Origin of the sequence: Hymenobacter sp. (assembly GCF_036387835.1) — a bacterium.
Classification (GTDB): domain Bacteria; phylum Bacteroidota; class Bacteroidia; order Cytophagales; family Hymenobacteraceae; genus Hymenobacter.
This window is the reverse complement of record NZ_DASVSY010000088.1, coordinates 1-12,553: the sequence shown is the minus strand read 5'-3', so window position 1 is coordinate 12,553 and position 12,553 is coordinate 1. Positions and strand designations below refer to the sequence as shown.

Genomic DNA, 12,553 nt, shown 5'->3' with positions numbered 1-12,553 from the left:
TACGGCTGCCAGGATGTAAAGCAAAGCTGCGCGGGAACTCAACTCTGGAAATGTAAGGTAAACTGCCGCTTTACGCGCTACTGCTTGCTGAATTTCCCCTCGTAGCCACTCTCGGCGAGGAAACCCTTGAAATCTTTGGTAGTCAGCATAGCAGCCAGGGCCTGCTTCTTGTCGGAGGCTTTGGTATAGTAGGCCTGGCAGATTTTGTAGCCGACGTAGTAGCCAAGGTCACAGGGCTTTTCAGGCGTTTCCTGTTCGGAGTTGGCCAGCCAGTTTTTAGGGTAAGTCCCGTTCATTTCCTGGCGGAAAGCAGTCCACAGCTCCCGCTCGTGGGCGTTGCCGTACACGTGCAGCCGGGTGTTATTGCCCATAGTGCCCGTCACCAGCTCGGCCACGAAATCGGCCATGCCTTCCCGGATGGCGGCCCCGAGCAAGGTGCCGTCGTTGGGCTGCTGCACGTTGTGCGTCATTTCGTGCGTCACCAAGTTCGGCATGTTGGTTACCGAGCCGCAGCGGTTGCGCTGCACCAGCGTCAGCTCCGAGGTATCGACGCCGGGGCCGTTGGCAGTTTGGTCGGCCCCGATGAGCAGGCCGGGTGGCTGGGCGGTGCTACCCGCAAAGCCACCTACTACAAAGTAAATGTTGTTGAATTGCACCGGGGGATACAGCTCCTGTAGTCGCCGGAAAGCCGTCAGTATCCGGGGCTTCTGCTTGGCTATGGCCAGCGTGGTTTGCCGCACCGAGGCGTAGTAGCGCGGCCGTTGCGTGATGCGCCGGGCAAAAAGCCGGGCATTGCCTTTGTATTTCCGTTGGAAATAGTCTCGTAAGCCAGGCGAGGCTTTGGCGAAATACTGCTCCTGGAAAACTACGTCGGCCCGCGCCGTGTCGCGCATAGCGGCCGGGTAAGCCCGCCAGAAGTTATCGATGTCGTTGGTGACAAGCTTGATATTTTCTACGTGTCGGAGGCTGGTGCACTGAGTGGTAGAGAGGAGCAGCAAGGCAAGCAAGCCGAAAAGCAGCAGGTGGCGCATAAGAACAGACAGCAGGAGAAAGCAAGTATAGGAAATGAAGCCCTGACTTTTTACCGTGAGCGTTGTCTTTTCTTCTTTGCAGGAAAGGAGAACTGCGCGTCGGAGACAATGCCAGCCAAGCAGGTTTACGCCCCGAAAAGGTAAGCCAGCATTGCTAGTGCAGAAGACAGTGTTAGTTTTCTGCCTCTACTGCTTGTGCATGGTACCATACCACAAATAGTAGGATGAATGCCTTATTCATAGCTTGGACCTTTGGTAACATACCAAGCTGCGCCACAGCTACCGGGGCCTGGTGCGCGACCCGGAAACTTCGCAGGACGTGCAACTATCGGCGGTGCCGAAAGGAGAGGAGCCGGTGGCGTACTTGAGTTTCAACCGCAACGGCTACAGCACTTACTGCCGCGTGTTTCGCGAGTACCACGAGTGGGTGGCCAAGCGCAACGTGGAGCGCTACCAGAACACGGTGCAGCACGGCAAAAACTACGACGCCAAAAACATGCTGCACGTGTTTCGGCTGCTACGCATGGCCGAGGAAATTGCCCTTACCAGCCAGCTCCAGGTTCGCCGACCTGACCGGGAGTTTCTGCTGGCTGTCCGCCGGGGCGAGTTCGAGTACGAGGAACTGGTGCAGCAGGCCGAAGCGCTGGTGGAGCGCGTAGAAGTAGCCTTTGCCGCATCCAGCCTGCCCGAAGCCCCCGATAAAGCCGCCACTGAGCTATTGCTGATCCAGACGCGGCGCGCGTGGTATGCTACCAAATAACAAAGGCCCTTCTCCTAGTGAAGGAAAAGGGCCTTTGTGTAGCGGAAATTACTTAAGTGCCAGGGTATGCTCAGATGCGGCTGGAGCGGGTCTGGGTGCGCTTCACTTTGGCCCGGCTGCCCTTGAAGTTGAACAAGCTACGATGGCCGCGTTTGCGGTGGCCTTTGTAAATTTTGTAGCTGGGGCGGTGGGTGTACCGCTTGGCCTTCATTTTGGCGCGGGCGTAGGCAGTGGGGCGGCCCGCTTCGGCCGGGGTTGATTCAACGCCACTTACGAGTAGCAGGGCAAAAAACAGCAGCAGAGTCCGGATCATAGGAAGTGAAGTTCAGGTTAGTTACGATCCTATAAACTCAAGACTGGGGCCAGAAATTGTGCTGCAATCAGAAGGCTTTGAATTTTAATGTTGCAAATAATTACAAATCCCTTGATCTATGACAAATAGCCCTTTTTCGAGGCTGAAAAAAGTTTCATCAAGTTGATGAGATTAAATTTCACCGGCTTGCAGGGCGTAATGGGCTGCTATTACAGGGTTTCGAAGAGGAAGGCATATAGCGAGCGCACCAGGTTTGTTGAATCACGTTGCCTTGTGGGGCAGAGCGGTATGGAAGGCCCCTGCCTGTTTTGTATTGCTAGGTGGCACTAGCCTGCTTTAAAACTAGTGGCAAACCCTGGAACGCTACGCCACTAGCTTACCAGGTGAGCTGCCAGGAGGCAACGGAAGCGGCCAGAAAAAAAAGCCTCGTCTGTATGGAATGCTAAGGGAAGCGGCATCGGTAGAGAAACACTCTAGCCGCTCCCGTCTATGTCCCGATTCCTGCACGCCCTGCTGCTCCTATTTTGGCTGCTCCCCCTGACGCTGCCGGCGCAGCAAAAGCTGGCCCGCGCCCGTCAGCGCAGCTACCTTACCAAGGTATTTCAACTCACCGATGCGCAAACCCGGCTACTGTACGAGCGGAGCCTGAGCGCCGCCCGACCCGAGTTCTTCACCCAGCCCGTCGACTCCTTCCCGACGGATAGTGTTCGGATGGCTTTTCAGCGCCCGTTGCCGCCCGGCTACTATTTGGTGGCGCACACCGAAGGCCCGCAGTTGGTGTACTGGCTGCGTTCCGTCACCGACCGCCAACTTACCATCATCGACAACCAGGTGGACCTGACGGTGCTGGTGCGCGACTCGCTCGGGCGCGTGCTGGAAGATGCCCGCGTGACGCTACCCAAAAACCGACCGGTGCCGTACGATGCCGCTACCCGGACGTACCGCCTGCCCGGTAAGGCCGGCCGGCCGGGGCTGCTGGCCGTAACGCACGGCGGGCGCACCACTTACCACGCGCTAAACCAAACGTTTCCGTACCCGCAGCAAGGTGCGCGCCGCCAGCTCCTAACCTGGCGCCGGGTGGTGGGGCGCGTGGTGTACGGTTTCCCGTTGGGCTACCTCACGCGGCCAACGCGCAATCTGGTGTACAGCCTGCTACATCCTTCCTACGCAACTACCGGGCTGGTGGGCTTGTTGCGCTCGGTGTTCAACGAAAACGTGCGCGACGAGCGGCAAGCCCGCCGCCAAGACAAGGAGGATGGGGAGTGGGCCAGCTACCTGGCGCTAAGCAAACCCCGCTACCGACCCTCCGGCGATACCCTGCGCCTGAAGGCCCGCATCCTGCGCCCGCACGATGGCCGACCCTACCGCAAGCCGCTGGAATTGCGCCTGTCCGACGGCTACCCCGCCAAACCCCGCACCATTGCCGTGCTACAACCCGTGCGGCCCGGTTCCTACGAATACGTACTGCCACTGACCGACACCCTCGGCTTGCGCTCCGACAAATTGGTGAGCGTGCAGCTAGTGCAGCCCGGCAACCGGGGTAAGACGTTGGTAGAGGGTAGTTTTCGGCTGGAAGACTACGAGCTAAACAACACCCGCTACACCCTGCGCGCCGCCGAAACCCCGCACCGGCGCGGCACCACGCAGGCGCTGTTTCTGCGCGGCCAGGATGCCAACGAACTGAATCTGCTCGACGCCCGGGTGCGCCTGAGCGTGACGCCCGCCAGCGTGGGCAACTTCCCCGGCCGGCAGGTGTTCGTGCCCGATACCCTCTGGACCCGCGCCCAACCCCTGGATGCCACCGGCGAAACCCGCCTCAACCTCCCGGAAACCAGTTTGCCCCCTGCCAGCCTGACCTACCAAGTACAGGCCACGTTCCTCAACGGCGACAACGAGCGGCGCGTCGAATCAACCTCGGTGCCTTACGAACTCGACCCCGGCGAAATCACGCTGACTCTGCAACACGATACGGTGGCGGCCCGCTACCTGGTGCGCGGTAAAGAAAGCTCGCATACGGCTACGCTGGAGGTACAAACCGTCAACTTCAATGGCACCACCTCGCAGGCAAGCAGCGCCGTAACATTGCCGTTCACCCGCCTCATCGACCCGCGCGCTACCAGCTACCGCCTCACCGACGCCACGGGCCACCAGGCTGTGCTGAACCTGAATGAGAGCAACGCTGACTTGCTGCTGCGCTCTGACCGTTCAACCGATTCGGTGGTGCTGGCCGTGGAGAACCCGCGGCGGTTGTCGTTCTGGTATTACCTCTACCGGGGCAACGAGCTGGTGCGGCGCGGCTACAGCCCCGACCTGGCTTTGGCGTTGCCCGCGCCGGGACCGGAGCCCTGGTATGTGTCGTTGCACTACTTCTGGGCGGGCGCACTGCGCAGCGCCGAGTACAATGTGCCGTTGCCGCAGCACCGTCTGCTGGTGCAGGCCGAGCAGCCCGACGTGGTATATCCGGGGCAGCGGGTACAGCTACGCTATACCGTCACGGACGGGGGCGGCCGGCCCGTGCCCAACGCCGACCTCACAGCCTATGCCCACACCAGCAAGTTCGAAGTGGCGGAAGCACCGGAAATACCGAATTTCGAGTTGGCGGTGGCGGGGCGGATGTCGCTCAGGCGGTTTCAGTTGGGGGCCAGCTTCGAGAACAAGGCGGATAACCCCGGCCGGAAACCCCTGGAATGGGGCGCGTGGCGCCAGCGCCTTGGCCTCGATTCGTTGCGGTTCTACCAGTTTCTGTACCCCGACTATGGCACATTTCACGAATACCAAACCGCACCCGGCGGCATCACCCAACTCTCGCCGTTCGTGGTAGATTCGGGGCGGGTGCAGCCCACGGTAGCCGTGTACGTGGATGGCGTGCCAGTGTACGTGGCGGCCGTCAACCGCGAAGAGCCCTTCGCGCTGGTAGCCGATAGTGGGCAGCATACTGTGGCTATCCGCACGCCCAACCGCCTTGTTACCTTGCGCGGCGTGTACCTGCGGCACCAACACAAGCTCACCCTCAGCATCGACCCCCACCGGCCCTGCCACGAGCTAACCGTGGAAAAGCGCGGCCTTCTAACGCCGACGGAAGTGCAGGAACTGCAACGGTACCTGCTTCTGATAGACCGAAGCGCGGTGGACGAGCGGGTGCTGCTGCGCCAGGGCAACCGGCTGCAACCCCTCGGCGCCGGCCGGCCCCTGGCCGCCAACAGCGGCGCCGGCCAACGCTACGACTACACGTCCTACGGCCACAACAGCAACCAGACTTACCTTGCCGGTCCGTTCCGGCCCGATTCGGTGTTGCTGCGCCGCACTGATGGCCTGCGCCGTCGGTTCCTGCTGGAGCCCATGTACCGCTATACCTTCGAGGCGGGGCTGTTGAAAATGCGTTGCGTGCAGGGCAGCGAGTTCGGTGGAATGGCGGAGGCTAATGCCTTCAATCAGCTGCCCTTCGGCGACTTCGCCTACATCGAGGCTGATATGAGGCCGCGCCCCGCCACCAGCTTCTATCGCGCCGCTAGCCCCGAGCCGGTGCTCAACAACCCGTTCAGCACGCCCACCGGGCAGGGCCGGTTGGTGCTGCGCTTGCCCTTGCCGAAGGCGGATAGGCGCGAAACCCTGCCGCCGGTGCTTTACACGCTGGTTTGGCAGCCCGGCAACGCCACGTTCGTGCGGCTGGAACGGTATCTGCCCCAAACCATTCACGCCCTGCCCACGGCCCGCTACCGGGTGGCCCTGCTGCTGGCCGACAGCACCGTGCTAGCCCCCAATGCGGAGGTGCGGATTCAGCCCAATGGCGCCACGTATGTGCAGCTCGAACTTGCTGGTTTGCTGCCTAAAGGCATTGCCAGCCAAGCGTTGCGCCGCCGGTTTGGGCGGCTGGTGCGCGAGCGGCTTCCCAAGCCCGTGCCGTCTTTCAAGCTGAAACTTCAAGAGGAACGCCGCGAAATAAAGGTAACGGTGCCCGTAGTGCCGCAGGCTGGCTGGCGGGTGCAGCGCGGCCGGGTGGAAGACAAGGAAAACGGCCAAGGCCTGCCCGGCGTAACGGTGCTGCTGAAGGGCACCACCATCGGCGTCTCTACGCAGGCCGATGGCAGCTTCGAGCTGAGCGTACCTCCAACGGGCGCACTCACGTTTTCCTCAGTTGGCTACGTGTCACAAGACCATCAACTCGACGGGCGCGACATCGTGGTAGGCATGGCCACCGATACCAAGCAGCTGAATGAAGTGATGGTAGTAGGGTACGGAACGCAACGGCGCAGTCAGCTTACCGGCGCTGTCTCGACTGTAACCAGCAGCGCCCTGCAAGGCCGGGTGGCGGGCGTCCAGATTCGGGGTATAAATTCCAGCATCAGCAACCAGGAGCCGCTTCTGATTGTAGACGGACTACCGTTCATAGGCAAGCAGTCCGACCTCAACCCCGCCGACATCAGCAGCATCAAAGTGCTGAAGGGTGCGGACGCCGCGGCAACCTTCGGCTCGCGGGCCGCCAATGGCGTTGTCATCATCAGCACCAAATCTGGTATCGGTGGCCGCACAGCAGCGGGCCTTACCTCCGCCGAAGCCACCGGCCCCGATGGTTTGCCGCTGGCTGGCCGCGACCCGCGCCTGGCGCTGCGCCGCCGCTTCTCCGACTCCGGCTGGTGGCGCCCCACCCTCGTCACCGACCAGCAGGGCCGCGTCAGCACCGAAGTAGTGGTACCCGACGACATCACCGGATGGGACACCTTCGTGCTGGCCTCCGACGACCACGCTCGCACCGGCAGCTTCACCGCGCTCATGCGTTCCTTCAAGGCGGTAATGGCAGAGCTGGCTGCCCCGCGCTTCCTTGTTCAGGGCGACCGGGCGCAGCTTGTCGGCAAAACCCTGAACTACCTCCCCGACACTGCGCAAGTCACCACCACCTTCCGGGTAGGCGACAATCCGGCCCGCACGCAGCGCCACCAGGTAGCTGCCGCCGTGCTCGACACCCTGACCTTTACCGCGCCTACCGGCGTTGATTCCGTGCAAGTTAGCTTTGCGCTGGCGCAGCCTAACGGCTACCAGGACGGCGAGCTGCGCCATATTCCGGTGCTGCCGGCTGGCACGCGGGAGCGGGTTGGCACCTTCGCCGTGCTCACCGCCCGCGACACCACCCTTACGCTGCCCGTGCGGCCGGAGCTTGGCGAAGTGACGGTGCGCCTGGAAAGCGACCCGCTGCCCGCTTTGCTCGAAGAAATTCGCCACGTCCAGCGCTACGCCTACCTCTGCAACGAGCAAGCTGCGTCCAAGCTTGAAACGCTGCTGCTCGAACAGCGCATTCGGGAAATCACCAAGCAGCCTTTCACCGGGGAGAAGGACGTAAATCGCCTGATCCGGCATCTGCTGCGGGGCCGCCATCAGCCCGAGGGCTTGTGGGGCACCTGGCCTGACGCCGACGTAAGTCCGTGGGCTACGCTGCACGTACTGGAGGCCCTGCTCGACGCCGAAAAGCAAGGCTATACTGTGAAGCTCGACCGGGACGCTATTCGGCTCTATCTGCTTAAGCAGCTTGATAATGCCTTTGCTGATGCGGCCGTCCGGCTGTCACTGGCCTCGTCACAGGCCGGGCGGCGCCTTGGTTTCAACGAACTATACTTCCGCTCCGACGACGACCGTATCCGGCTGCTGGAAGCCCTGCACCGCCTCGGCGCGCAGCCCGACTTCCGAGTCTACGTGCTGCGCCTGGAGCGCGAGCACAAAGGCCGCCAGCCCCTCGACCGGTACCTGGCCCTCACCAACCTGCGCCAGCAGCTCGGCCTGCCCTACCAGCTCGACACGCTGTGGCGCTACCGGCTGCGCACCGAACTAGGCGGAGTATTCTATGCCGACACCCTGCGCACCGGTTCGTACTTCCGCTTTCTGCTGCCCGACCGTATCGGCAACACGCTGCTGGCTTATCGGCTGTTGCGCGCCAAAGGTGGGCAGGAAATGGAGCTGACGCGCATCCGCACCTACCTGCTCAACCAGCGCCGCGCCGCCGGCCACTGGAGCAGCACCTACGAGGCCGCGCAGATCCTGGCAACCATAGTCTCCGATTTGCTGGTACCGGGCGGTGGGGGCCTGGCAGCGCGGGCGCAGCTCAGCGGCGCGCTCCAGCAGGAAGTGCGCGAGTTTCCGTTTGAAGTGAAGATTCCGGCGTCGGCAGGTCCGCTGACGTTGCGCAAGGAGGGCGGGCTGCCCGTGTATGCCACCGCGTATCAGTCGTTTTGGAATGCCGCGCCCGAGGCCAAAGCCGCGCCGTTTATCGTCAGCACCAAGCTGGCCGGGCAGGAGGGAAGCCGGGTGAAGCTCCGCGCCGGTCAGCCCACCGAGCTGCTGGTAACCGTGGACGTGAAAGCCGAGGCCCGCTACGTGCTACTGGAAGTGCCTATTCCGGCCGGCTGCTCCTACGGCGAGAAGGAGCGCGGCAACTACTTCGAAGTGCACCGCGAGTACCTGCGCCACCAAACGGGCATCTTCATGGATGTGCTGCCCATTGGCCGCCACACCTTCCGCATTGCGCTGCAACCGCGCTACCGGGGCCGCTACACCGTCAATCCAGCCAAAGCCGAGCTGATGTACTTCCCCACCCGCTTCGGCCGCTCCGCCAGCAAGCAGGCGCTGATAGAGTAAAAGGTGAGATGGTGAGATGGTGAGTGGTGAGATGGTGAGGTGGTGAGTGGTGAGTTTGACGTTCTAATGGCGCCGCTTGCGCATATTGCGCCGCTAGAACGTCAAACTCACCATCTCACCACTCACCATCTCACCTTTTGCCTTACTCCCTGTTGCTCTTCGACTACGACGGTACCCTTTGCGATACGCAACGAGCCATCAAGCATTCCATGCGTCGCACATTTGAAATAATGGGGTACCCGACTCCCAACGAGGCCCTGATGGACGAGGCAGTAGGGCGGGGGCTGTTGCTGCCTGAGATGCTGCTCTGGCTGCACGCGCCCGGTACGCCGCCGCTGCCCGCGGTGTGGGTCGACACCTACCGCGCCATCTACAATACCGAGGCAGAAGAGTTGGTTACACTGTTTCCGGGAACCGAGCAGGTGTTAGCCGCCACGGCGGCCAACAACCAGACACTGGTTGTTGTCAGCAACAAAGGGTTGCCGCTGCTGGAAAATTCGCTTAGCCGGTTTGGCTTGCGTCACTACTTCAGCCTCGTGCTCGGCGACACGCCAGATCGGCAATTGCCCCTCAAACCCGACCCGGCCATGTTCACCCACGTGATTCAGCCCCGATTCTCGGCCATCGGCCCCGGTGCCACGCTCATGATAGGCGACACGACACCCGACCTGCGCTTTGCCCGCAATTGCGGCATTTCCTCGTGCTGGGCCAGCTATGGCTTCGGGCTGGAAAACGATAATCTGCCTCTTCAGCCCACCTACCGCATCAGTTCCTTGCCGGAGCTGCTGCCGCTACTCCAATAATGAACCGTCCTTGCTAGCTTTTACACCAGCTTCTTGCTTGATGAGCACTTGGGTGGAATACAGGCTCTTACTTATATAACTTATCGACAAGGAAATGCCTACTGCTTTAGAAACACAAATCCGTGCTGCCTTACTCGGGCTTGCGGTTGGCGATGCGCTAGGCGTACCCGTGGAGTTCCAAAGCCGGGCCGCCCGCCGCCTCGACCCGGTGGTGCACATGCGCGCCTACGGTACCCACAACCAGCCGGCCGGCACCTGGTCCGATGATGCCTCCCTCACGTTCTGCCTGGCCGAAAGCATAGCCCGCGGATATGATTTGGCGGACCTGAGCCGCCGTTTCATTAATTGGTATGAGTATGGTTATTGGACCCCTCATGGTTCTGTTTTCGATGTTGGCGTAGCTACTGCTGCGGCTATTCGCCGCTTACAAACAGGCGTTTCGCCAACGAAGTCGGGAGGTGCGGGAGATTATGATAATGGGAATGGCTCCTTGATGAGGATTTTACCGCTTGTGTTTATTAGTAAGCATCTGCCTATTGCTGAGCGTTTTGCAAAAACATGTGAAGTGTCTTCTGTTACTCACGCTCATATACGTTCTGTTTTAACCTGTTTTATTTATTTGGAGTTAGCACGGCATCTTTTGCTAGGGAGCAGCAAAGAAGAAGCTTACCAGAAAATGCAACAAGATATAAATGAGTTTTGCGTGACGACAGGAGTAGCCTCTGAAGCGGAAATCCGTAGGTTTCACCGTATTTTGGAAACACCGTATGAGGGTTATAATATTCGGCCCCTGACTTCCTATTCGAGAGAGGAAGTCGACAGCGGCGGCTACGTCATACATACTCTGGAAGCGGCCTTCTGGTGCCTGCTCCGCCACGATACCTTCGTCGAAACCGTGCTAGCCGCCGTCAACCTCGGCGACGATACCGATACGACCGGGGCCGTAGTGGGCGGCCTGGCCGGAATCTATTACAGTGAGGCTGCCATCCCGGCTGAGTGGCTGGCCGTGCTGGCGCGCCGGCCCGACATCGAAGATCTGGCGGCTCGGGTGGCTACTCAGTTACATGAATAGCTTACGCTCATGCAAACAACTGCAAATAAGATAGTTGTTAAACTCTGCTCTTGCCATTAAGCAGGAGACCGATAGTTGTTTTGCGTCGACTTCGCTTTGAGAGCAGGAAGCAGGACCGAGCCTGCCTTTGGCGAATCAATTCTTACGGCAACCATACTGTGGAAACAAGTAGCTTCTGCTGATTGTAGCGTTGCACCCGTAAACAAGTGGTATTACAGAAATAAAGAGAGATGCTCTTCGCCAGCAACAGCTGATTTTATGGTACATAAATTAGTGTAACAGGTCGTTTGCATCCTTCGAACACCCGCGCCAGTTGGTTGCTATACTTAACAGTAGAGGTGTTGCTAAAATTATATTATAACGCTCTTGAAAATACTTTTATACGGTACAGATTCTATATGATATATCATAGAAATATTGCTAAATGAGGGCGAGTTTCAGCAAGCTATTCTAAGAAAAAACTAGAGCCCTGGTAACCTACTGGTGTGGCAGAGAAGCTATTTTTCTTTAGTGGAATTTTGTGGTAGTGCGCAATTAAACCCCTTGTTTTATACCTGATATGCTTATTACCAACGCGTTACGAAATAGCTGTTTCTAGCCTGCACAAGCAACATTTACTTCATAACCAGCAATCCACCTCTCAACTTACTGCGTAGGTAGTAGAAAGGTGATAAAAAAAGTAATTTAAGTCAAATTTATCAGGATGTGCCCTGTAAGGAGTCAAGATTACTAGATTTTTCCAGTATTAATATTGATTCTCTTAGCCTGTGAGAGGATCCACTAATTGAATAATATACTTTCTGCTCTACGCTTAGCTCACCTCATGCAAACTACTGTTGCTCTCCTCTATCTGCTTCGTGGCCCGCTCCATTCCACCCAAGGCTTTCTTTTCTCTTAAGCTTTCGCCCTTTTGTAATGGAACACTATAAGCGCTACACTGACTCTTCACGGGTGCTATTTCCTGTGATGGACGCTTTGTTCATCTTCGGCTCTTTCCGGATAGCTAGTCATCAGGTGCAGGGTAACTGGAAATTTGAGGGCGTTTATCCCCTTTTATTTGCTGTTTTTGCCCTGCTGTGGTGGACCCTGTCACGGCAACAAGTCAATGTCTACCGCACCGACCGCTTGTTGTCGTACACCGAGAAGCTGATGAAGCTTGTACATGGCTTTTTGTTGCACGCGCTTTATTTTTTGGCTAGTGTAGTTATACTAAATCTTAACTGGTTGTCTGATAAGTATTTATCTATAGTATATGGCTTGTCTATCGGCAGTATCATCATGGGGCGTTTCCTGCTTACCTACTTGCGGCGTGCATATCGTCGTCATTTGGCGCAGCCCTACAACCGGTTTGTAATCATCGGGGCTAGTACCAGTGGCCAGGAACTGTACCGTTTTCTAACCTCGCACGACCCGGTTAGCAACCAGTTCAAAGGCTATTTCACTGACAGTCCAGTATCTAAAGAGGTACGGCAATTAGTGCAGGGTAGCCTCAAGGAATTAAAAGCCTACTGCAAAAACGAGAAAATCAACGAAATCTATTTCGCGCTGCCCCTCGATCAGCACGAGCTTATTCAAGAAATTTCTCGCTTTGCCGACGACCATTTTATTTCTTTTCGGATCGTTCCGGACTATCAAGGTACTATGCGCCAAAACGTTAGTGTTTATTACTACGATCACCTGCCCGTTCTGACGATCCGGCAGGCCCCCCTTGGTTTCCGAACGAATCAGGTGCCGAAGCGGGTGTTCGACATTGCCTTCTCGCTGTTCGTTATTCTGGGCATTTTTCCAATCATCCTGCCGCTTTTGGCCTTGTTGATCAAGCTCGACTCGCCGGGGCCGGTGTTCTTCCAGCAGCTGCGCCCGGGCAAGCGCCACCAACTCTTCCCCTGCTACAAGCTGCGCACCATGCGCGCCGACCACGGCCGCGCCGAGCTGCAGGCCACCGCCGCC

7 protein-coding genes are annotated in these 12,553 nt (G+C 58.6%); 5 read left to right on the top strand and 2 right to left on the bottom strand.

Annotated features, from left to right (window positions below):
• Positions 1-77: 77 nt before the first annotated feature.
• Entirely contained in the window at positions 78-1,031 is a 954-nt protein-coding gene (locus VF639_RS17000; RefSeq protein WP_331147127.1) for a gliding motility protein GldB-related protein, read from the bottom strand.
• Positions 1,032-1,323: 292 nt separating this feature from the next.
• On the opposite strand from VF639_RS17000, the gene VF639_RS16995 reads away from it, so the two are divergent.
• The gene (locus VF639_RS16995; RefSeq protein ID WP_331147126.1) at positions 1,324-1,791 is read left to right on the top strand and encodes a hypothetical protein; all 468 of its coding nucleotides are present in this window, start codon (positions 1,324-1,326) and stop codon (positions 1,789-1,791) included.
• Between the two features lie 70 nt (positions 1,792-1,861).
• On the opposite strand, the gene VF639_RS16990 is transcribed toward VF639_RS16995, so the two are convergent.
• Complete coding sequence (locus tag VF639_RS16990) at positions 1,862-2,104, bottom strand: hypothetical protein (RefSeq protein WP_245118307.1); 243 nt, start codon at positions 2,102-2,104, stop codon at positions 1,862-1,864.
• A 489-nt stretch (positions 2,105-2,593) separates the two neighbouring features.
• On the opposite strand from VF639_RS16990, the gene VF639_RS16985 reads away from it, so the two are divergent.
• The 4 genes from VF639_RS16985 to VF639_RS16970 all read left to right on the top strand — a co-directional run.
• Positions 2,594-8,728, top strand: a complete 6,135-nt coding sequence (locus VF639_RS16985) for a carboxypeptidase-like regulatory domain-containing protein (protein WP_331147125.1) — start codon at positions 2,594-2,596, stop codon at positions 8,726-8,728.
• A 137-nt stretch (positions 8,729-8,865) separates the two neighbouring features.
• On the top strand, positions 8,866-9,531 hold the full coding sequence (locus VF639_RS16980; RefSeq protein ID WP_331147124.1) for an HAD family hydrolase: 666 nt from the start codon (positions 8,866-8,868) through the stop codon (positions 9,529-9,531).
• Positions 9,532-9,625: 94 nt separating this feature from the next.
• Positions 9,626-10,603, top strand: coding sequence for an ADP-ribosylglycohydrolase family protein (locus tag VF639_RS16975; protein WP_331147123.1), 978 nt, complete (start codon positions 9,626-9,628; stop codon positions 10,601-10,603).
• Between the two features lie 915 nt (positions 10,604-11,518).
• On the top strand, positions 11,519-12,553 hold a 1,035-nt coding region (locus tag VF639_RS16970), incomplete at its 3' end, for a sugar transferase (protein WP_331147122.1).